Genomic DNA, 23,981 nt, shown 5'->3' with positions numbered 1-23,981 from the left:
TTGCGTTCGCTTGGTGCTCGGGGCTAGACGAGCGCGGGCATCTGCAGGTTCGACGAGATGCTCTCGTACGATTCTCCGCTAAAGGTCTTGAAAAGAGCCTCGAAGATCTTCTGGGCTCCGAGTACGGGAACTGCCATACCCACCTGCTTGCGGACGCTCTCTTTCGTCCCCTTGAAGACGAAATCGTCAGGAAAGGTTTGGAGCCGGGCACGCTCTCGGTTTGTGAGGGCGCGGGGCTCGTCCCAGTGATAGCCGTGTGTACCGCCGCCGCCCGATCCGGTCATCGTGTAAGCCGGTTCATTCGGGTGCAACCGGCGATAGATATGACTCAAGGTGACACCCTTCACATTCAAACGCAGATCGGCCGGGATATCGGCGTTGAACGCGTTCTGTCCTGGCTCGATGTATGACAGCCGGTCGACCACCCGCTGCGATTGCCGTGTCCGTTCTTGATTCGTTGCCCATGCCGGAATCCCCTCCAACGCACGAGCGGCGGTCTCCCACATATCCGCCGTTGGATGCGTCGGAGCAGGCACGCGAAAACGGACAGGAATGTTCGCGCGGACGCCGACGATGATGATCCGGTGTCGTCGCTGCGGAACGCCGTACTCCTCGAATTTATAGAGATGAGGCGTAAGCACGTAGCCTGGCCCCGAGGAAGACATCGCTTCAAGAATCTGCTCAAAGTCGCGACCGCCGTTTGAGCTTCGCAACCCGCTGACGTTTTCCGCGACGAACCACTCAGGCTGATGGTGGTTTAGAACATCGATCCCGTACCGGTATAGCGGACCGAACTTTCCGTTGAGACCAAGGTTTTCTCCGACCACGCTGTAGTCGTTGCACGGAAAACCGAATGCGAAACCGTCAATCCGACGGAGAGCCGTGACATCGAGGTTTCGAACGTCTTCGCATCGCACTGAATCGGTTGTAGCGCCAGGGATGTTGGCGAGGTACGTGTTGCACGTCGCATCGTCGTAGTCGTTGGCCCATCCGTGGCGAAGGTCCACCCCGAGGCTCGAGGCGGCCAGATGCGCCCCCGCAGCCATTCCACCGGGTCCAGAGAAGAGTTCCCCCATGGTGAAGTTCAGTCCCAATTGCATTCTCCAAATCCACTAGATGGCGCGGGTTGTCGAGTCGCGACTCATCGCGTGAACACAGCCCAGCCCTCTAGTTAGCAGCATACCCGGTCGCATTGCTCTCACCGGAGAGTCGGACTACGTGTCTCCCCCGAATGTAGCTTCGGGCGCCGACATCGCGGCGTGTTCTGCGGGCCCCGATACCATCAAGCACGCACCGGACTCGACCCCTGATCGGTGCGCCGTGTGCTCCACGGACGAGAGTCTCCACGTCAGCCCCGCCGACACGTCGGTCGCAGCCTAGGAGCATACGGCGGCGCTCGACCGAGGCCAGCCTTCCTCTGACATTCAGCGGCCCGGGCGGTCGGGCGCGGCGCAGTGCTCGTCGTCGAACGGCTGCTAGCGGAGCGCGCCAGCGCGGAGCCTGCAAGGAGTGAGCGGCGAGAACGGAGGTGCGAGCGATCGCTACACTCTCGGCGTCGAAGGGGAGCCGCATTCAATCCGACGCCAGTTGGCGACGTCTTGCTTCGTTTATCCACATCTCGCCTCGGTCGCGTTGACGACGGCCGATCGGTGTCGGACCCTGGCCGGATACGGACCGTGAAGCCGGCATGAGCGGAGGTCGAGATGGGCTATATCACCCCGTACGAGACGGCAAAGGGCCGGCGCTACCGTGTGCGCTATCGCAAGCCAGATCACACCGAGACGCAGAAGCGCGGGTTCACGACGATGCGTGAGGTGCAGCTCTACCTCTCCATGGTCACGGTGTCCAAGTCGAAGGGCGAGTACATCGACCCGTCGTCGTCGCGGGTTCCGGTCCGGATGTTCGCCGATAGTTGGCTGCGTTCGAAGCAGCCGCCAATGTCGAAGCCGTCGTACTACACGACACTCGGGCAGTCGTGGCGCAATCACGTCGCTCCGATGTGGGCAGATAGGGAGATCTGGTCGATCCGGCGATCCGGCGATCCGAAGTCCAGGATTGGGTATCGGAGCTCGCGACGCGGAAGTCGCGTACGATCGTTCTTCGCGCTCTCGGTGTCCTTGCCGGCATCCTCGATGTCGCCGTCGACGATCGCCGTCGACGATCGCCGCCTTACGAGCAACCCGGCCCGCCATATTCGCAATCTCCCTCGCAGCGGTCAGCGCAAGCGCCGCGTGTACCTCTCGCACGACCAGGTGGCGACGCTGGCGGCGTGCTCGGCGCATCCGACGATGGCCGTGACCCTGGCGTATACGGGCCTGCGCTGAGGTGAGGCGACGGGCCTGCGGGTGCGCAACGGGAACCGACTGCGTCGACGTTTCGTCATCGAGGAGAACGCGGTGGTGATCGCCTACGAGATCCATGTCGGCTCGCCCGAGACGCACGAGCGGCGCTCGGTCCCTTACCCCGAGCGGCTCGCTCCCTGGCCAGATGAAAATCGAGTGCCCCTGGAGGGACTCGAACCCCCAACCGTTTGCTTAGGACGCAACTGCTCTTCCATTGAGCTACAGAGGCTGGCCCGGCAAGTTTAGCCGAGCGTTCCGGGGCAGGATCGCGGTCGCGACGACCCAGACGGCGAGCGCGGGCGTGCGTAGGGTGGGGGCGTGCGCACTCCCCCGGCATCCGTCACCGGGGTCTGCGTATGAGCGCCGAGGATGCGGCGAGTGACACCTCGGAGACCGAGGTCGTCAGCCGGAGCCCGTTCCTGCACGCGCTACTGAACACCGGCATTCTGCTCGCCATCGCCGCGGTGGCGTGGGCGGTGTTCCTCCGCGACGACGACGTGCTCCTGTTCGCCTGGATCCCGCTCGTTTTCGCCGCGATCGGCTGGTACGTGCACGGACTGCTGCTGCGGGTCTTCCCCCCGCGATCGCGCTGGGCGGCCGCGTGGCGCGCGATCGCCGCCGCGTACGTCGGGCTCGGGGTCGGACTCTTCCTCCTCTCCCCCGGAGCACCCCAGCTGCTGTTCGGCGGACTGCTCACGTTCACGGTGTTCGGCGGGTTCGTCGTGGTCGGCGCGGTGGCGATGCTGACGTGGCCGCTGCTCGGCATCCGCTCTCCGCATCGGGTCGATCCGCTCGCGGCGGACGAACCTCCGTATCCGGTGTGAGTCGACGCCCATAGGGCGGTATGGGTTGCGGTCGCCGCGGATTCTCGGAATCGTGGCCACCTCGTTGACCGCAGGAAGGAAAGGAGCACTCAATGCTTACTATGACCGACACCGCGGCCGAGGCCGTCAAGACGATCATCGCGCGCGTCCCCGAGGCCGGCGACGGAGGGGTCCGCATCCGCGACACCGGCGCCCAGAACGGCTTCGAGCTCAGCGTGGCTCCCGCACCGGAGCCCCAGGACACCGTCGTCGTCACCGACGGCGCACGTGTCTTCCTTGACGAGGCCGCCACCACCGCACTCGACGACCGGGTGCTGGATGCCGAGCTCGGGCAGGACGGATCCGTCCGCTTCGCCCTCGGCTCCCAGGCGTGATCTGACGTCTTCCGGCTCAGCCGGACCTGCGGGCCTTCGCGTTTCGACGCGGGGGCCCGCCGTCGTGTGTACCGGGGGTGGGTTGCGAGGGGTGGGTAGGGTCGGACGATGAGCGGGGCAAAGGACATATCAAGTCAGTCGACAACGACGTTTCTCGCGGGTGCGGGCGTTGCGAGGCTGCTGATGGCGAGTGCCGCGATCATGTTCTTCGCCAGCGCCGGCCTCCTGGTTCTTGCGGATTCGTCGGGCTGGCGTCTGCTCGGCTCAATGCTGATCCTTGTGGCGATTCCTCTGGCAATCTGGGGCGGGCGTTCCTGGCGGATCCATCGCGAGCGATCCGCGCGAACCTCGAGCCCGCAGGAAGGCGGACGATGAGCACCCCACGCCGTCGCGGCGAGATCATCGGGTGGGTCGCCTCCGCCGTCGCGCTGGTCGCGGGGTTCGTACTGATCCTGGTTGGGATCGCGACACCGGTCAGTGTGGCGTCGTTCGGGTGGGCCGCGTACGCGCCCCTCTCCGATTTCGCCTACGTGGCCGGCGCACCCGGACTGGCCGTGCCGCCGGTCACCGCGGTCGGGTTCACCCTCTTCGTCGTCGGGCTGGTCGGGGTGGCGTTCCTCGTCGGCATCCGTGTCGGAGCGCGTCGCGGGGCGTAATTTCGCGACCCGCGAGGCCCATTAACGCGCGGATCTCGGCATCTTCTCGGAGTGTTCACACGCGGCACACAGGTTCGGCCCTATGCTCACGCGCATGCATGTTGCTCTCGAACTTCTTCCCCTGATGACTTCCGACAACCTCGGCAACTCCGGCGCGGGCGCGGGCGGACTGATCGGTGGCCTCATCGGCTACGTTCTGTTCGTCGCCGCCGTGTGGCCGTTCCTCAACAAGGCCGGTCAGCCCGGCTGGACCGCCCTCATCCCCATCGTCGCCGCGTTCTTCATCGTCCGCGCCGCCGGCCTCTCCGCCTGGTGGACCCTGCTCTACCTCGTGCCGATCGTGAACATCGTCTTCGCGATCATCGTCGCCCTCCGCCTCGGCAAGGGCTTCGGACACGGCGCCGTCTTCTCGGTCTTCCTGCTGTGGCTGTTCGCCCTCATCGGCTACTTCATCCTCAGCTACTCCAGCAACACCTACGACCGGTCGCGCATCGCCTGATCACCCCCTCGACGCGCCCCCGTTCCCCGACCAGGATGAACGGGGGCGCGTCGCATATCGAGGAGGCATCCGATGACGAATTATCTGATCTCGTTTCCCAGTTCGGCGATGGTGGTGACGGAAGCCGAGCTGCCGGCCGTATCCGACGCCGCACACGCCGTCGTGCGAGAGGCGAAGGATGCCGGAGTCTGGGTCTTCGGCGGCGGCATCGACGAGAACATCCCCCCGGTCATGGTCGACGCGGACGGCACGGTGACCGAAGGCACGTATCCCGAGACGACGAAGATCGAAGGCGGATACGCGGTGCTGGAGCTCCCAACCCCCGAGGACGCGACACGCTGGGCCGCGAAGTTCGCCGCCGCCTGCCGGTGCCCGCAAGAGGTGCGGGCGTTCATGTACGACCCGGAGAGCTGAACACGTGCGGCGTTTCGCGGCGGTGATCGCGGCGGCATCCGTTGCCGTGGTGGTGAGCGGGTGCGCGACCGGGGCCGGTGGTGTGGGCGACGGACGTGGTGCCGAGGGCGCCGAGACGGCGAGCGCCGACCAGATCGCCGCGAGCATGGGCGGGCTGACCATCGACCCCACGCTGGTCTACACGACGGATGTCGACGGCTACGACCTCGCCCCGCAATCAGTCGGCGGAAGCGCCGAGACTGGGATGTCGGCCGTCTGGTTCAACGCGACGTCGTCCGCGATGGTCGAGCTCCGCACCGAGGCGGGCGACCTCGACGCCGAGAGCTGCGCGGCGCTCCCCCTCTGGAACGGTCCGAGCGGCGACGTGACCTGCACCGAAGAGCCCGGCGACATCTGGTACCGGCAGCTGGATGCGGCCGTAGAGTTCATCGCGGTCCGCGACGGGGCGCTCGTCCGGCTGATCGGCAACGGCGCGAGCACCGACGACCTCCGCGCCGCCGCGCAGAACGCGCACGTGCCGACGGTGTCGGAGCTGGAGGTGCTGTTCTCGGACGCCCCGCGGATGCCGACCGGCGAACCCGTCGAGCGCGGAGACCTCCCCGAGAACGGCGACGGCGCGCCCGACAACTCGGTCGGGCCGGGCGGCTGACCGGGTCTCGGTCGACGTGCCGCTCCCCCGGAGTGTCGGGGGTCGGTGCGAGCATCGGCGATCATGACGGCACCCGATCGCCTTCCCGCGCCGACCCGCGCACCTGACGTCGACGACGACTTCCGCGACGGCCTCGACCCCGACCGATGGGTCGCGGCGTACCTGCCGCAGTGGACCACACCGGACCGCGCACGCGCGCGATACCGCCTCGTCGACGCGGGCCTGGATCTTCGGATCGAGGCCGACCAGCCTGACTGGCGACCCGAGGACGCGCCGCTGCGCGTATCGAACATCCAGACCGGCACCTTCTCGGGGTCCGTCGACTCGGACCGCGGAACCCACCGTCACCGCGACGGTCTGCGCGTGCGGACCGAGACTCCCGAGCGGCTGCTGTTCGCGCCGTCGCGCGGACGCGTCGAGGTGACGCTCTCGGCAGGAACGGATGCCGGCACCATGGTCGCCGCCTGGTTGGTGGGCACCGAGCACCGCCGCCCCGAGGAGTCGGGCGAGATCTGTCTGTTCGAGATCGACGCGGACACGGTCGGTGCGACGAGCCGAGCGCGAACGGGCATCAAGGCCCATCACGATCCGTCGCTCGACACCGACATTGCCGAAGTGTCAGTGCCGATCGACGCCTCGCTGCCGCACACGTGGACCGTGATGTGGGGCGACGGCGAGACCGTCATCGGCTGCGAGGGCGAAGTCGTGCGGCGGATCGCGCAGGCGCCGGAGTATCCAATGTTCCTGCTCATCGACCTGTTCGAGATCGGCGGCCCCGGTGGGACGTACCCGAAGGCGGCCACGATCCACCGCGTCCGCGGCTGGGATGACAGCGGCCGGGACGCCGGAGTATGAGCTCGATCAGGCGTCGCGGCGGTCCAGCACCGCGCGCGTGCTCGCCTCGGGCGCGAGGTCGATGCGGCGGAGCAGCTGCGCGTTCAGCGCGACCACCACCGTCGACAGCGACATGAGGATCGCGCCGATCGACATCGGCAAGACGAACCCGATCGGCGCCAGCACACCCGCGGCGAGCGGGACCGACAGCAGGTTGTAGCCGGCCGCCCACCACAGGTTCTGCTTCATCTTCCGGTACGTCGCACGCGAGAGCTCGATCACCGACAGCACCGAGCGGGGGTCGGAGCTCGCGAGGATCACTCCGGCCGAGGCGATCGCGACATCCGTTCCCGCACCGATCGCGATGCCGACATCGGCCTGGGCGAGCGCGGGCGCGTCGTTCACGCCGTCGCCGACCATCGCGACCTTCCGGCCCTCCCTCTGCAGCTCGGCGACCTTGTCGGCCTTGTCTTCTGGCCGCACGTGCGCGAACACCCGGTCGATACCAAGTTCGGAGCCAACGGCGTCGGCCACGGCATCCGCGTCTCCCGTGATCATGACCACCTGGATGCCGAGGGCGTGGAGCGCGTCGACCGCGTCGCGCGACTCGGGGCGGATCTCGTCGGCGAGCTTCAGCCCACCGATCACGACGCCGTCGCGGACGACGTGGAGGATGATCGCGCCGTCCTGACGCCACGCGTCGGCCTGGGAGATCTCATCGGCGTCGATCTCGTCGAGCAGGCGCGGACCGCCGACGCGGATCTCGGCTCCGTCAACGGTGGCGGTGACGCCGACCGCGGGCGACGAGGTGAACCCGGTCGTCTGCGGGATGGAGAGGTCCTTCTCCTCCGCCGCACGGACGATCGCCTTCGCCAGCGGGTGTTCGCTGTCACCTTCGGCGGCTGCGGCGAGCGCGAGCACGGCATCCGCGTCGAGATCCCCGACCGCGTCGACGGCGGAGACGACGGGCTCACCCTTGGTGAGCGTGCCGGTCTTGTCGAACAGGACGGTGTCGACCGTGCGCATGCTCTCGAGCGCGAGACGGTCCTTCACGAGCACCCCGCCGCGCGCGGCGCGCTCGGTCGCGATCGAGACGACCAACGGGATCGCGAGACCGAGGGCATGGGGGCACGCGATGACCAGCACGGTGATCGTGCGGACGACAGCTTCGTCGGGCAGGCCGATCAGCGTCCAGACGAGGGCGGTGATGACCGCCGCGGTCAGGGCGAACCAGAACAGCCACGCCGCCGCACGATCGGCGATGCGCTGGGCGCGGGACGAGGAGTTCTGCGCCTCGGTGACCAGCCGCTGGATGCCGGCGAGGGTGGTCTCATCGCCGGTGGCCGCGACCTCGACGCGGAGCCCGGAGTCGGTGGCGACGGTGCCGGCGGTGACGGGGTCGCCGGTCGTGCGTGCGACAGGACGGGACTCACCGGTGACCATGGATTCGTCCATGTCGGCGCTGCCGTCGACGATCGTTCCGTCGGCGGGCACGCTGCCGCCGGGGCGAACCAGGACGACATCTCCGACCCGCAGGTCGGCGGGCGCGACGGTGACGACCTGGTCGCCCTCGACACGCTCGGCCTCATCCGGGATCAGCGCGGCGAGGGAGTCCAGGGCCGAGCTCGTCTGGGCGAGCGAGCGCATCTCGATCCAGTGGCCGAGCAGCATGATGACGATGAGGAGCGCCAACTCCCACCAGAACTCCAGCTCGTGATCGAGGATGCCGAGCGTCGCGCCCCACGACGCGACGAACGCGACCGTGATGGCGAGGCCGATCAGCAGCATCATCCCGGGCGCGCGCGAACGCAGTTCACTGACAGCGCCGGTGAGGAACGGCCACCCGCCCCAGACGTACATCACGGTGCCGAGCGCCGGCGCGATCCACATCGCCCACCCGGGCACGTCGTAGCCGAGCAGCATCCCGAACATCGGCGAGAACACCACGACCGGGATGCCGATGATCAGGTTGATCCAGAACAGGCGCCGGAACTGCGAGACGTGGTCGCCGTGGCCCGCGTGGCCGCCGTGAGACGCGTGGTCGCCGCTGCCGTGCGCGGCGTGGTCGTCGTGCTCGTGGTGGCCGGCATCCGTCGTGGCGTGGTGGGCATGGGGGTTGGTCATCGATTCACTTCCCTGGGCCTCGTGGGCATCGCGTGCGCGACGTCGATTGCCTCCAACCGGCATACCCCCCTAAGGTATTCCTGATCGAGTTGGAACGCGAGAGATCCCTAGGATCGAGGGCGTGCTGGCCTTCGACGATCCCCTGCCGTTCCGGCCCCGTCGGGTGCTGGTCGCGGGAGTGTCCGGCGCCGGGAAGACGACTCTCGCCCGCCAGATCGCGTCGGTCATCGACGCGCCGCACACCGAGATCGACGGGCTGTACCACGGGCCGAACTGGGTTCCACGCGAGGCGTTCCTCGACGACGTCCGCGCGCTCGTTCAGACCCCCGCGTGGGTGACCGAGTGGCAGTACCGGGCCGCGCGTCCGACGCTCAGTGCGCACGCCGACCTCCTCGTCTGGCTCGACCTGCCGTTCTTCCGGGTGACGCTCCCCCGCGTCGTCCGGCGCACCGTTCGGCGACGGATGCGGCGCGAAGAGCTCTGGAACGGCAACGTCGAACCCCCGCTGCGCTCGATCTTCACCGAACGCGACCACATCGTGCGGTGGGCGGTGCGGACGCGGAAGAAGTACGACGCGCTCCCCGTGCGGCTCGCGGACGAACGGCCCGACCTCGCGATCGTGCGGTTGCGCACTCCGCGCGAGGTGCAGGCGTGGGTGGCGGGGCCGCTCGCCCGGGCGTGAGCGACTGATCAGCCGGCGGGCCTACGATCCGACTCCCGGTCCGACGACGGATAGTGCGCCGGGCGGGTCCTGTCAACGGGTGGAGATCTTCGGGGCAACGCCGTCAAAGTCGAAGCATGATTGAGGACGAACCCGAGTTCGCGAAGCGATGGAACGCAACGTGGGTGTTCATCACCGTCCTGATCGTCTGCGGTTTGGCGGCCATCACAGGAGTCCTTCTTCTCATTGCAGGAACGCTTGCCGGCGCCAGCTTCCTGGTCACGGGACTTCTCTTCGGATGGGTGAGCATCTTCTCGCTCCGCCGATTCGCTTCCGAGCGCCGCGAGTACGAGAGCAGGAGCGAGCAACCGTAGGGGCGTGGGGCGGCCCGCTCAACCGAGGGACGTCACCCCCGCACCCTCTCGCGGCGACGTTGCTCGACATCCCACCTCGACCGCTCGCGGCCCGTACAAGCGAGCGCTGGAAGCCCTTCGGCTCGCCCTCGCTCCGACGAGGTCAGCGTCTCGATCACGAGCCTGAGATCGAACGCGGGCATGGCGCCCATCCGTGCGGAAGGTCGCGGAGGATGGGTGCGGCGTCTGTGTACCGCTCGGTGGGGAGATCCCGGGAGCGAGAGGGTCCCCCGGTACTCGTGCCGTCGGGGTAGGTGAAGGCATAGCCGACCCAGGATCGGAGTCCGCGCGTGATCGTCTCTCGATAGTTGCCGCTGACGACCGCGAACACCTGCTTCTCGAGTTCATCCGCTTCGGCTTCCCAATTCGAGTCGCACGCGTCGCAACCGCAGATCGGATAAGGGAAGTCGTGCAGCAGACCCGCGTGCATGTAGATCCCCGGGTAGGTGGTGAAGACGAACGTCAGGGATGCGCACTTCGGATCGCGGGGCCGTATCCGTACGGCGCGCACCACGTCGTGAAATGCGGGATGCAAAAGATCGCCCGCTGTCTCAGCGTCGTCGTCTACCTCGACGTCATACGTCTCTCGGAGGTGCACGATCAGGGCGTCGGCTACGGCATGGATCGGTGCAAACCGCTCGGGGTGCGTGTCGACCGAATAGGTGTCCTCCGGAGGTGAGCCGTGCTACCGATTCCCGTAGTCGATCACGGCACCGTCGGCATCGAGGAACACCGGCGCTTCGATCGAAGGGCGCACGTAGGAGCTCATCCCGTCATCCTGCCGGATCCTCACGGATGCCGACCGGCCCGTTCTGCAGGTCGTCGAACGGGTTGTGTCCCGGCCCGGTGCGCTTTGAGCCGGTCGAGATCAGGTAGACCGCCCGGTCAGCCGGCGGGGGCGACGTCGATCAGCACCTCGTTGCGGCGGAGGAACCACGGGATGAAGGGCGCGTTGAAGCGCGCGAACTGCGGCTCGCCCACCGGTTCGAAGCCGGCCTCGCGGACGTGCGCGAAGAGTGCGTCGCGGTGCTCGGCGTACGACTCCTCGGTCCACCGACCCGAGAAGGTGGTGGCAGCGACGAGTCGCTCGGGAACGGTGCGGATCGTCACGCGCGAATCGGTCGGGACCGGGGCATCCGCCTCCTTGATCTCGGCGGGGAGGACGAACGCGACGACGAAGCCCTCGTCATCACCTCCGGTCTGCACGACGGGCGCCGTCATCTCGATCTTCTCGGACGTCTGCGGCGAGCGCCCCTGCACGACCGGCGCGGTCATCGCGATCGACTGCCGCGAGACGTTGTCACCCTTGATGTAGCCGACCAGGCGCCCGAACGCGCGATTGCCGGCGTCTTCGAACGCCACCCCGGTCACCGTGGTCTCGGCGATGACGTGCGGCGGGTAGCTGCGCAGCTCCCACTCCTTCTCTTCGCGGACGACGGTGTACGGCTGCTGCTCGGTCATGCTGCGACGGTACGCCCGACGGATCCCGCGGGGAGGGGTCTTGACGGGCGGCCTCGGGGGCACTCCGGGTATCGCGATCTCGCGCTACAGTGCCGCATGCGCATCGTGGTTTCGGGAACGCACGCCAGCGGCAAGAGCACCCTCATCGCCGACGTCGCCGCCGCTCTGCCGTCGTACGCGGTGCTGCCGGACCCGTTCGAGCTGCTCGACGAGCGGTTCGACCAGCCGGGCCCGGCGATGTTCCTCCAGCAGCTGCGGCTCACCGCGGAGCGCCTTCTCGACGACCCGCCCGCCGACCTGATCGCCGAACGCGGACCGCTCGACTTCCTCGCGTATCTCGCGGCGCTCGACGAGCTCGGCCGGGGCACGGCATCCGGCGACGCTCTCGACCGCGCCCGGGTGCTCACCGAGCGCGCCCTGCACCGCGTGGATCTCCTGGTGATCCTTCCGCTCACTGCGAGCGACGGCATCCGTGCGGGAGAGGACGAAGACCTCGAACTCCGCGAGGCGACGGATGCCGCCCTCCTCGACCTCGTCGACGAGGCGGAGCTGATCCCCCGCACCGCCCGGGTCGTCGAGATCACCGGCGACCGGGCGACGCGGGCGGCGGCACTGCGGGCCGCGATCACCGAGTGACGCGGGACTCGCGTCCGCGGAGGGCCAGCGTCGCCCAGGCGATCGCGAGGGCGCACATCCCCACGACGACCGCGACGACGCCCGACCACGCGAAGGCGCTGAGCACGTACCCGAGGGCCCACCCGAGCAGGCTCGACCCACCGTAGTAGGCGAGGTAGTACAGCGACGACGCCTGCGCCCGGGCATCCGGCTGTGAGATGACCGGCGCCCATCCCGACGCGATCGCGTGCGCGGCGAAGAATCCGGCCGTCAGCACCACGAGACCGATCAGCACGAGGACGACACTCCTACCCGCCGTCAGCACGACCCCCGCCGCCATCACGACCGTCGACCCGACGAGGACCCGAAGACGCCCGATGCGCGCGGCCAGCGCTCCCGCACGCGGCGAGGCCACTGTGCCGGCGAGGTAGGCGACGAAGAGCAGGCTGCCCTGGGCCGGCGGCAGCGCGAACGGCTCGGCGATCAGCCGGAACCCGAGGTAGTTGTAGATCGCGACGAAACCGCCCATGAGAAGGAACGCCTGGGCATAGAGCGCCCACTGCGGTCCGGAGCGGAGGTTGACCGCGAGGCCGCGCCGGAGTCCACGGATCCCGGGCGCTCCGCCGCCGGCTACTCCCCCACCGGGGGCGAATCCGCGCGACGGCGGCGCGAGCCGGAGGAACGCCACCGCACTGAGGGCGCAGAGGAGCGCGACCGCGAGCACGCCGGTGCGCCACATGTCGAGGTCGGCGACCGGACCGGCGACGATCCGGCCGACCAGGCCGCCCACGCTCGTGCCGGCGATGTAGCTCCCCGCCACGCGGACCGTGTGGGCGACACTGACCTCCTCGGTGAGGTAGGTGAGCGCGATCGCGGGCATCGCGCCGAGGCCGACCCCTTCGAGGAAGCGCGCGAGGAGGAACAACTCGACCGTCGGGGCGAAGGTCGCGAGGATGCCGATCGCGGTGGCGACGCTGATGCCGACGGCCATCGCCGGCACGCGCCCCCATCGGTCGGCTGCCATCGACCACGGCAGTACCGCGAGCGCGAGCCCCAGAGTCGACACCGACACCGCGAGCGCGGCGACCGACGGGCTGACCGCGAACTCGGCGGCGATGAGCGGCAGCACCGCCTGCGGCGAGTACAGCTGCGCGAACGTCGCGACACCGGCGAAGAAGAGTCCGATCACCAGGCGCCGGTAGTCGCGATCCCCGGGCGCATGACCGAGGAACGCACTCACCGGATCACGATAGCCCGGCCGGGGACGGCAGGAGCGCCCGCGCCGTCGGCGCCGCCCGGGATAATGGCCCGATGGAATCGTGGGAGCTGCGGGAGTGGTACGCCGACTTCCTCGACACCTGCAACCGCCACGACCTGGACGACGTGCGCTCGTTCGTCGATCCTGGGGTGCGGCGCGCGCACCTCCCGGGCGGCGCGGACGCGTTCATCGACGACCTCGCCGATCTGTTCCACGGGTTTCCGGATTGGCGGTGGCGCCGCATCCTCGTCGTCATCGAAGACGACCGGATCGCCGTGCATCTGCGCGGGACCGGCACGCACACCGGGATCTTCCGCGGGATCGCCGCCACCCGTCGTCACGTGAACGTCGCGGAATACGTCTTCTACCGGGTGCAGAACGGGCGCATCACCGAGGTCGCGGGAACCACCGACCGCGCGGACCTCGTCGCCCAGCTCACCGGGTGATGTCGAGGCCGTCGGCGCGGCCGGCGTGCCGAGTGATGAAGGCGGTGGTGCGGTCGTGGAGCTCGTCGCGCTGCGGCAGCTGCTCCCACCCATGGTCGGCGCCGTCGACGATGACGACCTCGGCGCGGTCGCCGAAGACCTCCGGATCGGCGTAGCGCTCGGCGTAGGAGTGCGGTACGAAGTCATCGGTGCCGTGGAGGAGCAGCGCCGGTCCGGCGTACGCGGCGGCCCTTCCGTACGGGTCGAAGGTGGCGGCATCCGCGCGCATCGCAGGCCCCAGTCGCATGCCGTGGAAGTCGAACCAGCCGATGGTGTCGAGGGTGTCAAGCGACATCCCCTGAATCCGACCGGAGCGGATCTCGTCGACGAACACCGCGGCGGTCGACCACATCGTCAGCGATCGGACCGGACGCGTCGCCTGCTGCTCGGCCGCGACGACCGAGGCGATCACCGCCCCGAGGCTCATGCCGAGGAGGTGGAGGTCGTCGCCGTCGACACCGGGCAGGGCGCGAACGACCTCGAGCACCCGATGGGCGGTACGGATGTCGCCCGACGCGGTGGTGTCGAAGAACTCCCCGTCGCTCTCACCGTGCCCCGCGCGGTCGTACGTGACCACCGTGATGCCTTCGGCGGTGAGCCGCCGCGCCTGCGTGACGAACATGCGGGAGGCCTCGACGCGGGTGCCGCCGAATCCATGGAAGAACACGGCGACGGGACGGGGGCTGCCGGCTGCGGCATCCGCTCGGAAGATGCTGCCGCGCAGGGTCGCGCCATCGATGTCGACGGAGAAGGGCTCGACGCGGGGATCGGTCATGCTCGCCATTCTCGCCGAGCCGCGGCGCCCGGGCTCGGGACGGACCGAAGTGACCTCACCGGAAGTCGCGCGACGCGTGCACCACCCCCACCCGCAGGTCTTCGAACCGGTCGGCGAGGAGGTTCGTGACCCCCTCCGGCGAGCGCTCCAGCATCCCGCGCACGATGAGCGCCGGCGCATCGCGGGCGACGCGACGATGCCGGTTCCACACCCCGACCGAGCAGATGACGTTGACCACGCCGTGCTCGTCCTCGAGGTTCAGGAACGTCACGCCGGATGCCGTCGCCGGACGCTGCCGGTGCGTGACGAGACCCGCGACCTCGACCCGGCGCCCGGTCTCGTGGGTGCGCATCTCGCGGGAGGTGAGCACCCCGCGGGCATCCAGCGCCGACCGGTAGTGCGCGAGCGGATGATCGTCGGTCGAGATGCCGGTCGCCCACAGGTCGGCGGCGAGGATGTCGTAGCTCGACTGGTCGGCGAACAGCGGCGGCTGCACCGACACCATCGAATCCGGGAGGTACTCGGCGCGATCCTGCGCCGCCGAGCCCGCCATCCAGATCGCCTCGCGCCGCGTGATGCCGAGGCACTCGAACGCGCCCGCGGTGGCGAGCGCCTCGACCTGGGCGGCGGTGATCCCGGTGCGGCGGACCACGTCGCGGAGGTCGCGGAACGGACCCTCCGCATCGCGTGCGGCGACGATCTGCTCGGCGACGGCGGCGCCGATGCCCTTGACCCCGGCAAGACCCAGGCGGACGGCGAGGTTGCCGTCGCGCCGGTGCGCCTCGTCCTCGACCGGGGCGGTCGGATCGAACACCTCCACCGGCGGCTGCACGCGGTGGGTGCAGGAATCCCGGCCGGTCGGCGCGACCGCGGGCGGCGGCGCCACCGCGACGGCGGGCGGGTCGACGACGGGCTCCAGCACCGCGGTCACCCGGGAGGCGTGGAGGTCGGGGCGACGCACCTCCACCCCGTGCCGCCGGGCATCGGCGACGAGGGACGCCGGCGAGTAGAACCCCATCGGCTGCGCGCGCAGGAGCCCGGCGAGAAACGCCGCCGGGTAGTGCAGCTTGATCCACGACGACGCGTACACCAGCAGCCCGAACGACAGCGAGTGCGATTCGGCGAACCCGAAGTTCGCGAACGCCTGGATCTTCGTGTAGATCTCATCGGCCACATCGCCCACGAGCCCGTGCGACGCCATCCCCTCGTAGAGCTTCTCCCGCAGCGACTCGATGCGCTCCACCCCGCGCTTGGATCCCATCGCGCGGCGCAGGAGATCGGCATCCTCTCCGCTGAGCCCGCCGACGGCCATGCCCATCTGCATCAGCTGCTCCTGGAACACCGGGATCCCGAGCGTGCGCTCGAGCACCGGCTTCAGCTTCTCGTGCGCGTAGGTGACCTCCTCCATCCCGAGCTTCCGCCGGACGAACGGGTGCACCGCCCCGCCCTGGATGGGCCCCGGGCGGATGAGCGCGATCTCGATGACGAGGTCGTAGAACTGTCGGGGCTGCAGGCGCGGCAAGAGCCCCATCTGCGCGCGCGATTCGACCTGGAACACCCCGATCGAGTCGGCACGGCAGAGCATGTCGTACACCGCCGCCTCCTCCTTCGGCAGGGTCGCCAGCTCCCACACCTCCCCCGTCGATTCGCGGATCATGTCGAAGCAGTACTGCAGCGCGGCGAGCATCCCGAGCCCGAGGAGGTCGAACTTCACCAGCCCCATCCACGCGGCGTCGTCCTTGTCCCACTGGATCACCGTGCGGTTCTCCATGCGGGCGTGCTCGATCGGCACGACCTCGCCCACGGGCCGGTCGGTGAGCACCATCCCGCCGGAGTGGATGCCCATGTGCCGCGGCGCCTTCAGCAGCTCGCCGGCGAACTCGATCACCTGATCCGGGATGTCGTGGCCCTGCGTCGACTCCAGCGACGCGCCCCAGCGCTCGACCTGCTTCGACCAGGCATCCTGCTGGCCGGGCGAGTGCCCGAGCGCCTTGGCCATATCGCGCACGGCGTTCTTCGGCCGGTACTGGATGACGTTCGCCACCTGCGCCGCACGGTCGCGCCCGTAGGTGGCGTAGACCCACTGGATGATCTCCTCGCGCCGATCCGAGTCGAAGTCGACGTCGATGTCGGGCTCCTCGTCGCGGAGGCTCGAGAGGAACCGCTCGAACGGCAGTCTGTAGGCGATCGCGTCGACGGCGGTGATGTCGAGCAGGTAGCAGACGGCACTGTTGGCCGCCGATCCTCTCCCCTGGCAGAGGATGCCACGGCGCCGGGCCTCCTGCACGATGCCGTGGACGATCAGGAAGTAGCCGGGGAAATCCTTCATCTCGATGACGGCGAGCTCGCGATCGATGCGCGCGGCATCCTCCGCGGGAAGGTCGGGGTACTTCCGCGGCACCGCCTCCCACACCAGGTGCCGGAGCCACGACATGGGGGTGTGCCCCTCGGGGACGGGGAGCTTCGGCAGCGCGGGCTTGGCGCGACGCAGCGGAAACGCCAGCTCGTCGGCGAGGGTGACCGTGCGGGCGACGGCGTCGGGATAGCGGACGAAGCGCTCGCTCATCTCGAGCCCCGACCGCAGGTGCGCGCCGGCGTGAGCGGGGAGCCACCCGTCGATCTCGTCGAGCCCGCGGTTGGCGCGGACGGCGGCGACCGCGGCGGCGAGGAGCTGGCGCTGCGGTACGGCGTAGTGGACGTTGTTGGTCGCCAGCAGCGGCAGCCCGCGCTCGCGCGCGAGCCCGGCGAGCACGTCGTTGTCGCGGGAATCGCAGGGGTTCCCGTGGTCGATGAGTTCGACGTGGACGCTGTCGCCCCCGAACAGGGCGACGAGGTCGTCGAGGGCGCGGGCGGCGCCTGCCTGCCCCTCCTCGGCGAGCGCGTGGCGGACGGTGCCCTTCCGGCATCCGGTGAGGACGGCGAAGTGCGCGCCGTCGCCCTCCCGGCAGAGTGCGGACAGCTCGTCGAGGTCGTACTGCGGGCGTCCCTTCTCGCCGCCGCGCAGTTGCGCGTGGGTGATCGCCGAGGCCAACCGGTGATAGCCCTCCTCTCCGCGGGCGAGGACGAGAAGGTGTCGCCCGGTGGGGTCGGGCTGCCCGTTCTGGGGTCCGGGGAGTCCGAGCGACAGCTCGGATCCGAATACGGTCTTCAGCTGCAGGGTCTCGGCCGCCTCGGCGAAGCGGACGATGCCGTAGAAGCCGTCGTGGTCGGTGACGGCGAGCGCGTGCAGGCCCAGGCGCTCGGCCTCCTCGGCGAGCTCCTCGGGCGAGGAGGCGCCGTCGAGGAACGAGAACGACGAGTGCGCGTGCAGCTCGGCATACGGGATGGTCTCGGCGGGTCGCTCGATGCCCTGCGCGACGTACGAATCGCGCTTGTGCGACCACGCGGGGCTGTCGCCTCCGTCGGCCCCCGCCGGTCGGGTGCCGGGACGCCGCCGGCCGCTCAGCACCCGCTCCATCTCGGACCACGGGACGCCGGGGTTGTTGAAGCCCATCAGTCGTACGCCCCCTCGACCCACCAGCTCTCGCCCTCGCACACCAGCAGCCACGCCGCCCCCTCGACGTCGACGACCTGGAAGCGGTGCGCGCGGCGCGCACGGGCGGCATCCCACCCGCGTTCGACGACGGGCCACGGTCCCGCCCACGCGGTGATCTCGCGGCTCCGTCCGCTCTCGGCGAGGAAGGCCGGCACCGCCGAGACGCTCCCCCGCTCGTCGACGTCGATCACCTCGCCGCCGAGCGCACGGACGTCGGCGGGCACCGGCTCGAGGAACACCGTCGCCGGATGCGGCTCGGGAAGGCTCCCCGGCCACGGCCGGGCGCGCACGGCCGTCTGCGCGCCGACCCGGTCGCCCCACGGCACGAGCACCTGCCGCTCGGCGAGCCAGCGTCCGCCGCCGATCTCGGGGGTGAGGACCCCCCGATGCCCGAGCATCGCCTGCACGCGCGAGAGGGCGTGGTGCACCCGCTCCTCCGGCCCGCCGCCGAAGAGAGCGGGGGCGTGGTGGGATGCCGCATCCACCGCCGCCGGCTCGATCCGCACCCGGGTCACCCCGCTGCGGAGGCCCTCCTGATCCTCCGCGAGCTGCCAGCGCACCCGGTCGACGATCGCGGCGGCGTCGAAGGACCGCGGATGCAGCCACACGCGGTGACTGTGCTCGCCGCGGTCGCCGAAGAGCTCCACCCGCAGCTCGGTGCACACCAGGTCGATCGCCCCGAGGCGGGTGGTGAACTCCTCCGCCGCCACGCGCATGCCGAACGCGACCTGGTCGGCGATCTCGAGCGGCGGCTCGAACGCGACCTCGCGGTGCAGCTCCGGCGGCGGGATGCGGGGCTCGACCGGGCGCGAGTCCCACCCCGCCGAGAGGGTGTGGAGGCGGATGCCGCGCTCGCCGAACCGCTCGCGCACCCGGTCGGGGGTCATCGCCGCGAACCCACCGAGGGTCTGCACCCCGAGGCGCGCGAGGAGTCCGGGCAGGTCGTCGGCGGCGCGGGCCGGCTCGCCGGGCGTCACGTCGGCGAGCACCGACACCGACAGCGGCGCGAGGAAGCCCGCCGCGCCGCCGGCGGGGACCGTGAAGACCGGCTCGGCGCGGGTCGTCGCCGCGCGCGCCGCCTGCTCGGCGGTGAAGGGTCCGTCGGCGATCCCCGCGCGCACGTCGGCGAGGTCGAGCTCGGCGAGGGCGGCGAGCAGCACGCGCGCCGCCTCCGCCTCGCCGCCGTAGTACCGCGCCGGACCCTTCGCCCGCAGTGCGCACAGCCCCGCCCGGAGCACCTGCACGCCGGGCGCGCGCTCCTCGACGGCCGCGACGATCGGCGAGAACGCGCGATGATCGCGGATCGCGTCGGCGGGGACGATCACGAGCCCCGGGCACCGCGACTGCGCGTCACGTCGGCGCTGCCCCCGCCGCACACCGTCGGCGCGGGCGTCGGACGAGCAGGCCACGACGGCGTTGTGCTGGACGACGGCGATCGGTCGGCCCTCCGCCCCCGGCGGCATCCCCTCGCCGTCGCGGAGGAGTGCGGTGACCGGCCAGTCCGGGAACCACAGCACCATGCTGCGCTCGGGCGCCCGCGTGGTCATCAGCCGACCGCCCGCATCGGGGGCACGGACGCCGCCCTGCGCTCGTCGCGCCCGTCGCGCCCGTCGCCGGTCACGCCGCTGCGACCGCCACCGGATGCCGCCCCCTCGCGCTGCGGTTCGAGCGCGGCCAGCGGCTCGGACGCGGACGAGATGCCGCCCTGCGGATCGGGCAGAAGCACCCGCGCGCGGCGCTGATTCGGCCAGCGCCTGCTCGTCGATCGGAGCGTCACCTCGCGACGGGAGAGGTAGCCGTGTCCGCGGCCGAGGCCCTCCCAGTCGGGCTGGTCGATCTCGATCGCCGCCTCCGCCTGCGGCCACGGCCCCTGCACCAGAAGCACCGCGCCGCGCTCACGCAGTCGCCCGGCCAGGCGCGAGATCTCGCCGTCGGGCACGCGTCCCGCCGGCCGCACCGCCACCACGGGGAGCACGTCGGCGATCGTCGCGGTGACCGCGAGCCACCGCGGACCGGGCTCGGGGATCAGCACGAGTTTCGACAGATCGACCCCGAGCGCCTCGGCCGCCTCGGCGCCGAAGCGCGGCATCCCGACCGCGGCGCACCACGATCCCGAACTCGACGGGGTCGCCAGCAGCGCCATCAGCAGCGACATCGACCGTGGGAGCGAGTACGCCGCCCCCGGGCGAAGCCCACCCCCGGGAAGGAGCGAGGCGAGCGCGGGGTGCACCGGCAGCACGGGAGCGTCGAGGCGGCGCCCCTGCATCCGCTCCATCTGTGCGCGCAACGCCGCCACATCGGCCCGCGCACCGGATCCTGCGTCGCGGGACGACATCGCGGTAGCCTGCACGATCGCCCTCATCCCTCCAGTGTAGAACGCATGTTCTACGTGTATCTACGTCGATCTCGAACGTATCTCTGCCCTCCGACATCGCACCCGCGCCCGCCCATCGCCGGCCTTCAGGTGGCAGAAATCGCCGCCTCAGCGCGCGCGAGGAGGCCATAAGCGCCACACGAACGCGCAGATCACTCAGCCCGCCTCACGGGCGCGACCCGCGTCCGCCGCGCCGGCTGCGCGGCCAGCAGGATGCCGCCCACCACGAGCGCGACGCCGACGGCCTGGGGCATCCCGAAGGCCTCGCCGGCCAGCGCGACCCCGAGGACGACGCCGGTGACCGGATTGAGCAGCCCCACCACCCCGACCGTGCCCGGCGGAAGATGCCGGAGCCCCGTGAACCACGCGGTGAACGCGAGCGCGGTCGCGATGAGCGAGACGTAGGCGAAGGCGAGCGCCGTGGGCACGTCGAGCGGGGGCGGCGGCCCTTCGACGAGAATCGCGGCCGGCAGCAGCACGCCGGAGCCGGCCACGAGCTGCCACGCGGTCATGTGCAGAGCCGGGATGTCGCCGCCCCACCGCACCGTCAGGACGAACCCGATCGAGGAGGCCACCATCGCCCCGAGGGACGCCGTGATGCCCCACGGATCCGCCGAGCCCGGATCGGCACCCAGCATGATCGCCACACCGACGAGTCCCACGAGAGCCCCCAGGGCCGCCGCCGGCGCGGGACGGCGCTTCAGCAGCAGCCACGCGAAGAGCATCATGCACGCCGCCGAGGTCGACATCAGCGTCGCGGCGAGGCTCGAGGGCAGCCGCTGACCCGCCACGTAGATGAGCACGAAGAATCCGCCGACGTTCAGGATGCCGAGCACCAGCGACCGCCACCACCACTGTCCGCGCGGCAGCGTGCGAGCAATCAGAAGCACGACGATCCCGGCGGGAAGCGCGCGCAGCACCCCACCCCAGAGCGGGGATTCCGCCGGCAGCAGAGTGCGGGTGACGACGTAGGTGCTCCCCCACGCGATCGGCGCGATCGCCGTCAGCGCGATCCATCGCCATGTTTTCTCTTCCATGGAAGATACAATAGCTTCCCGGGAAGATAATATGAACGGATGGACGCAGAAGATCACGTCGCCGCCATCCAGGCCGACTGGCGCCGAGAGCGCCCCGACCTCGACCCGTCGCCGCAGGGCGTCATCGGTCGCCTGCACCGCGTCGCGCTGGCACTGACGGATCGCCTGATCGAGGTCTATGCGCGGTTCGACCTCACCGAGCCGGAGTTCGATCTGCTCGCCACCCTCCGCCGCGCCGGAGCCCCCTACGAACGCCCCGCGGGCGAACTCGCCGCGCACACGATGGTCACGACGGGCGGCCTCACCAAACGCGTGGATCGCCTCGCCGCCCGGGGACTGGTCGACCGTCGCATCGAACCCGGCGACGGACGCCGACGCATGGTGCGACTGACCCCCGAGGGCCTCGCGCTCATCGATGATGCGATCACCCAGCACCTCGCGAACGAGCACCGCCTCCTCGACGAGCTCGGCGCCGACGACGCGCGCACCCTGGAGCCGATCCTCACCCGCTGGCTGCGGATTCTCGACGCCGACTGATCCACGACGCCGAGGTCGCGGCATCCGTCACCGACGCCCGTCAGGTGGCAGAAGCTGCCGCCTCCACGCGAGCTAAGGGGCGAGAAGTGCCACACGAACGCGCGGATGCCGCCCGCGACGGCGCATGCCGCGCGACGCCTCAGGCGGCGAGGGCCAGGTACGGCTCCCAGCGGGGGTCCGAGCGGTCGGTGCCGCGCACCATCCACTGCGGTCCGCGCGGCGGGCGCGGCGCGACGCGCAACTCCCACCCCATCTCCTGCGGCGTCCGGTCGCCCTTGACGTTGTTGCAGCGCAGGCAACAGGCGACGAGGTTCTCCCACGAGTCCGCTCCCCCGCGGGAGCGCGGCAAAATGTGATCGATCGTGGTGGCGCTCTTGTCGCAGTAGCCGCAGCGCTGCGCGTCGCGTCGCAGCACCCCGCGACGGGTGACAGGCACCTGCGAGCTTCCCGGGACACGCACGTACCGCGTGAGGATGATCACCGCCGGGCGATCGAACGACCCCGACGCCGCCCAGACCGGCTCCCCTTCCAGGCGTTCGACCACGGTGGCCTTGTCGTTCATCACGAGCACGAGGGCTCTCTTGAAGGACACCACCGCGAGCGGCTCGTATCCGGCGTTCAGCACCAGTGTGCGCATTCGTCATCCTCTCGAACGTCCGGGACGGCTTCCCGGTGATTCGACCTGTCGACGTTTCCCGATGCGCACGGGCATGAAAAAAGGCGCTGTCTCAGAGACAGCGCCTCGGCGCCACGGCAGTGCCGCGGAATCCGATCATGCAATGCCGGAGGACGTGGCGTCCGAGCGCATCCATGGTGCGGATGCGTGGTGTGCGGTCCATCGGCTTTTCCCTCCGCTTCGTGGAGCGTCGGGTTTCAGGGTAACCCACGCCACGACGCGCCGGCGCGGAGGCCGGTGAACGCGTCGTGGCGTGTCGACGAATGTGGGGAGACGACGGATGCCGTCAGCCGGCGTTGACCTGCAGCCACGCCCACGGGTCGACGACCGAGCCGTTGATGTGCACCTCGAAGTGAAGGTGGTTGGCGGTGGAGCGTCCGGTGCTGCCGACGAGTCCGATCAGCTGACCGGCCTCGACGTACTGTCCGGCCTGCACCTGACGGCTGCCGTAGGTCATGTGGCCGTAGACGGTGTTGACCTGCTGACCGCCCACGACGTGGTCGATGGTGACGGCGACGCCGTAGCCGTAGTAGCTCTCACTGGAGACGCGGACGACGCCTGCGGCGGCGGCGTAGATCGGGGTCCCGCCGTCGGCGAGGAGGTCGACGCCCTGGTGGTAGCCCGAGTCGCCGAGGCCGCGGCCCTTGGTGAAGGTCAGGAGCGGCCAGCGGACCTCGCCGGTGCCGGGCGAGGTGAGGCTGATGTTCATCGGCACGGAAGACGACGACGAGGATGCCGCGGCGGCGGCCGCAGCGGCGGCGGCTTCGGCGCGGGCGACGGCGGCGGCTTCGGCCGCCTCCTTCGCCTTCTTCTCGTCGATCTCCTCCTGTGTGGTGGCGGAGTAGCTCTCGCGCTGGATCTGCGAGGCGCTGGCGTCGGAGGCGACGAGCAGCGACTGGGCGTTGTCGGCGGCGATCTGGTGCTGCGTGATCGCCTCCTCGCTCTGCGGCATGGCAGCGAAGGCGGGGATCGCGGCGGTCGCGACGAGGCCGCCCACCATGCTGAGGATGACCATCGAGCGCAGCGGCTTGGTCACACGGCTCGGGGCCTTGGGGGTCGTCCGGACGGGTGCAGTGGCGGCTTTGCGGGCGGCGACGGCAGCGGCCTTGCGCTGTGCGACGGCGGACTTCCGCTGCGCGACGGCGGCGGTGCGACGGGCGGCAGGGGTCTCGCTCCTGCGGGAGCGACGAGTGGGGGGCGTCGCCTCGGTCGGGTTCTCGCCCTCGGGCGAGGAATTCTCTTCAGCCAATAGTTCCTCCGGCGCCTCTGCGCCGGGGGCGCTGGCTCGTCGGCACTCGGTGTTCGGGGCACAGTGTGCGGGTCGGGGGCCTCGGAAACGACGAGCCAGGGAGGCAATTTCCGAGGGGTCCTACGGCGGGCTTGTCGCCTGTGGACGGTCCGAGGCTACCCGAAGGTAACGAATAAGTCACGCTCAGAC

The 23,981-nt window shown here is 70.0% G+C and carries 26 protein-coding genes and 1 tRNA gene; 14 read left to right on the top strand and 13 right to left on the bottom strand.

Going from position 1 to position 23,981, the window contains the following annotated elements; genetic code table 11:
• Positions 1 to 23: 23 nt before the first annotated feature.
• Entirely contained in the window at positions 24 to 1,100 is a 1,077-nt protein-coding gene (locus tag AB0O93_RS03315; protein WP_363340476.1) for a DNA cytosine methyltransferase, read from the bottom strand.
• Between the two features lie 603 nt (positions 1,101 to 1,703).
• Here AB0O93_RS03315 and AB0O93_RS03310 point away from each other — a divergent pair.
• On the top strand, positions 1,704 to 2,324 hold the full coding sequence (locus AB0O93_RS03310; protein ID WP_363340474.1) for a hypothetical protein: 621 nt from the start codon (positions 1,704 to 1,706) through the stop codon (positions 2,322 to 2,324).
• A 175-nt stretch (positions 2,325 to 2,499) separates the two neighbouring features.
• On the opposite strand, the gene AB0O93_RS03305 is transcribed toward AB0O93_RS03310, so the two are convergent.
• Positions 2,500 to 2,571: transfer RNA gene (locus AB0O93_RS03305), tRNA-Arg, on the bottom strand.
• A gap of 127 nt (positions 2,572 to 2,698) precedes the next feature.
• On the opposite strand from AB0O93_RS03305, the gene AB0O93_RS03300 reads away from it, so the two are divergent.
• From AB0O93_RS03300 to AB0O93_RS03265, 8 genes are all read left to right on the top strand, one after another.
• Complete coding sequence (locus tag AB0O93_RS03300; RefSeq protein ID WP_363340472.1) at positions 2,699 to 3,166, top strand: hypothetical protein; 468 nt, start codon at positions 2,699 to 2,701, stop codon at positions 3,164 to 3,166.
• A 101-nt stretch (positions 3,167 to 3,267) separates the two neighbouring features.
• A complete protein-coding gene (locus AB0O93_RS03295; protein WP_363340470.1) occupies positions 3,268 to 3,540 on the top strand; it encodes a Fe-S cluster assembly protein HesB in 273 nt (90 codons plus the stop codon).
• A gap of 108 nt (positions 3,541 to 3,648) precedes the next feature.
• Positions 3,649 to 3,915 carry a hypothetical protein gene (locus AB0O93_RS03290; RefSeq protein ID WP_363340468.1) on the top strand — a complete coding sequence of 89 codons (267 nt, stop codon included), beginning with the start codon at positions 3,649 to 3,651 and terminating at the stop codon, positions 3,913 to 3,915.
• Positions 3,912 to 4,196 carry a hypothetical protein gene (locus tag AB0O93_RS03285; RefSeq protein WP_363340465.1) on the top strand — a complete coding sequence of 95 codons (285 nt, stop codon included), beginning with the start codon at positions 3,912 to 3,914 and terminating at the stop codon, positions 4,194 to 4,196. Before AB0O93_RS03290 ends, AB0O93_RS03285 begins: the two co-directional genes overlap by 4 nt.
• 94 nt (positions 4,197 to 4,290) lie before the next feature.
• On the top strand, positions 4,291 to 4,695 hold the full coding sequence (locus AB0O93_RS03280) for a DUF5684 domain-containing protein (protein WP_363340463.1): 405 nt from the start codon (positions 4,291 to 4,293) through the stop codon (positions 4,693 to 4,695).
• Between the two features lie 72 nt (positions 4,696 to 4,767).
• Entirely contained in the window at positions 4,768 to 5,109 is a 342-nt protein-coding gene (locus AB0O93_RS03275) for a transcription initiation protein (RefSeq protein ID WP_363340461.1), read from the top strand.
• Between the two features lie 4 nt (positions 5,110 to 5,113).
• Positions 5,114 to 5,758, top strand: a complete 645-nt coding sequence (locus tag AB0O93_RS03270) for a hypothetical protein (protein ID WP_363340459.1) — start codon at positions 5,114 to 5,116, stop codon at positions 5,756 to 5,758.
• Between the two features lie 63 nt (positions 5,759 to 5,821).
• Complete coding sequence (locus tag AB0O93_RS03265) at positions 5,822 to 6,613, top strand: hypothetical protein (RefSeq protein WP_363340457.1); 792 nt, start codon at positions 5,822 to 5,824, stop codon at positions 6,611 to 6,613.
• A gap of 6 nt (positions 6,614 to 6,619) precedes the next feature.
• Here AB0O93_RS03265 and AB0O93_RS03260 read toward each other — a convergent pair whose 3' ends face one another.
• The gene (locus tag AB0O93_RS03260; RefSeq protein WP_363340455.1) at positions 6,620 to 8,716 is read right to left on the bottom strand and encodes a heavy metal translocating P-type ATPase; all 2,097 of its coding nucleotides are present in this window, start codon (positions 8,714 to 8,716) and stop codon (positions 6,620 to 6,622) included.
• A 121-nt stretch (positions 8,717 to 8,837) separates the two neighbouring features.
• Between AB0O93_RS03260 and AB0O93_RS03255 the strand changes: the two genes are divergently transcribed.
• The gene (locus AB0O93_RS03255; RefSeq protein ID WP_363340453.1) at positions 8,838 to 9,398 is read left to right on the top strand and encodes an AAA family ATPase; all 561 of its coding nucleotides are present in this window, start codon (positions 8,838 to 8,840) and stop codon (positions 9,396 to 9,398) included.
• Positions 9,399 to 9,514: 116 nt separating this feature from the next.
• Complete coding sequence (locus tag AB0O93_RS03250) at positions 9,515 to 9,751, top strand: hypothetical protein (protein WP_363340450.1); 237 nt, start codon at positions 9,515 to 9,517, stop codon at positions 9,749 to 9,751.
• A gap of 154 nt (positions 9,752 to 9,905) precedes the next feature.
• Here the strand turns inward: AB0O93_RS03250 and AB0O93_RS03245 are convergent, their stop codons facing one another.
• Both AB0O93_RS03245 and AB0O93_RS03240 read right to left on the bottom strand, forming a co-directional pair.
• Positions 9,906 to 10,415 (bottom strand): DUF6226 family protein, encoded by a 510-nt coding sequence (locus tag AB0O93_RS03245; RefSeq protein ID WP_363340992.1) that lies wholly within the window; start codon positions 10,413 to 10,415, stop codon positions 9,906 to 9,908.
• A gap of 260 nt (positions 10,416 to 10,675) precedes the next feature.
• Positions 10,676 to 11,251, bottom strand: a complete 576-nt coding sequence (locus AB0O93_RS03240; RefSeq protein ID WP_363340448.1) for a heme-binding protein — start codon at positions 11,249 to 11,251, stop codon at positions 10,676 to 10,678.
• A 96-nt stretch (positions 11,252 to 11,347) separates the two neighbouring features.
• On the opposite strand from AB0O93_RS03240, the gene AB0O93_RS03235 reads away from it, so the two are divergent.
• Positions 11,348 to 11,887, top strand: a complete 540-nt coding sequence (locus AB0O93_RS03235; protein ID WP_363340446.1) for an AAA family ATPase — start codon at positions 11,348 to 11,350, stop codon at positions 11,885 to 11,887.
• Here AB0O93_RS03235 and AB0O93_RS03230 read toward each other — a convergent pair.
• Positions 11,877 to 13,106: an MFS transporter gene (locus AB0O93_RS03230; RefSeq protein ID WP_363340444.1), complete on the bottom strand. Its 1,230-nt coding sequence runs from the start codon at positions 13,104 to 13,106 to the stop codon at positions 11,877 to 11,879. The two genes, AB0O93_RS03235 and AB0O93_RS03230, sit on opposite strands and share 11 nt — an antisense overlap.
• Positions 13,107 to 13,177: 71 nt before the next feature.
• Here AB0O93_RS03230 and AB0O93_RS03225 point away from each other — a divergent pair, with 71 nt between their 5' ends.
• On the top strand, positions 13,178 to 13,570 hold the full coding sequence (locus AB0O93_RS03225; RefSeq protein ID WP_363340442.1) for an ester cyclase: 393 nt from the start codon (positions 13,178 to 13,180) through the stop codon (positions 13,568 to 13,570).
• Here the strand turns inward: AB0O93_RS03225 and AB0O93_RS03220 are convergent.
• The 5 genes from AB0O93_RS03220 to AB0O93_RS03200 all read right to left on the bottom strand — a co-directional run bounded on the left by AB0O93_RS03220 (position 13,560) and on the right by AB0O93_RS03200 (position 21,330).
• Positions 13,560 to 14,384, bottom strand: coding sequence for an alpha/beta fold hydrolase (locus tag AB0O93_RS03220; protein ID WP_363340440.1), 825 nt, complete (start codon positions 14,382 to 14,384; stop codon positions 13,560 to 13,562). The genes AB0O93_RS03225 and AB0O93_RS03220 overlap by 11 nt on opposite strands.
• A gap of 55 nt (positions 14,385 to 14,439) precedes the next feature.
• On the bottom strand, positions 14,440 to 17,877 hold the full coding sequence (locus tag AB0O93_RS03215; protein ID WP_363340438.1) for an error-prone DNA polymerase: 3,438 nt from the start codon (positions 17,875 to 17,877) through the stop codon (positions 14,440 to 14,442).
• A complete protein-coding gene (locus tag AB0O93_RS03210) occupies positions 17,877 to 19,466 on the bottom strand; it encodes a DNA polymerase Y family protein (RefSeq protein ID WP_363340436.1) in 1,590 nt (529 codons plus the stop codon). Before AB0O93_RS03210 ends, AB0O93_RS03215 begins: the two co-directional genes overlap by 1 nt.
• Entirely contained in the window at positions 19,466 to 20,281 is an 816-nt protein-coding gene (locus AB0O93_RS03205) for a hypothetical protein (RefSeq protein ID WP_363340434.1), read from the bottom strand. Before AB0O93_RS03205 ends, AB0O93_RS03210 begins: the two co-directional genes overlap by 1 nt.
• 164 nt (positions 20,282 to 20,445) lie before the next feature.
• A complete protein-coding gene (locus tag AB0O93_RS03200) occupies positions 20,446 to 21,330 on the bottom strand; it encodes an EamA family transporter (RefSeq protein WP_363340432.1) in 885 nt (294 codons plus the stop codon).
• 39 nt (positions 21,331 to 21,369) lie between these two features.
• Here AB0O93_RS03200 and AB0O93_RS03195 point away from each other — a divergent pair, with 39 nt between their 5' ends.
• Positions 21,370 to 21,867 (top strand): MarR family transcriptional regulator, encoded by a 498-nt coding sequence (locus AB0O93_RS03195; protein WP_363340430.1) that lies wholly within the window; start codon positions 21,370 to 21,372, stop codon positions 21,865 to 21,867.
• 139 nt (positions 21,868 to 22,006) lie between these two features.
• On the opposite strand, the gene AB0O93_RS03190 is transcribed toward AB0O93_RS03195, so the two are convergent.
• Positions 22,007 to 22,504 carry an HNH endonuclease gene (locus tag AB0O93_RS03190; RefSeq protein ID WP_363340428.1) on the bottom strand — a complete coding sequence of 166 codons (498 nt, stop codon included), beginning with the start codon at positions 22,502 to 22,504 and terminating at the stop codon, positions 22,007 to 22,009.
• A gap of 325 nt (positions 22,505 to 22,829) precedes the next feature.
• Complete coding sequence (locus AB0O93_RS03185) at positions 22,830 to 23,792, bottom strand: M23 family metallopeptidase (RefSeq protein ID WP_363340426.1); 963 nt, start codon at positions 23,790 to 23,792, stop codon at positions 22,830 to 22,832.
• Positions 23,793 to 23,981 lie beyond the last annotated feature (189 nt).

It is taken from the genome of Microbacterium sp. NPDC077184 (assembly GCF_040687055.1).
Lineage (GTDB): Bacteria > Actinomycetota > Actinomycetes > Actinomycetales > Microbacteriaceae > Microbacterium.
This window is presented reverse-complemented; position numbering and strand designations above follow the sequence as displayed.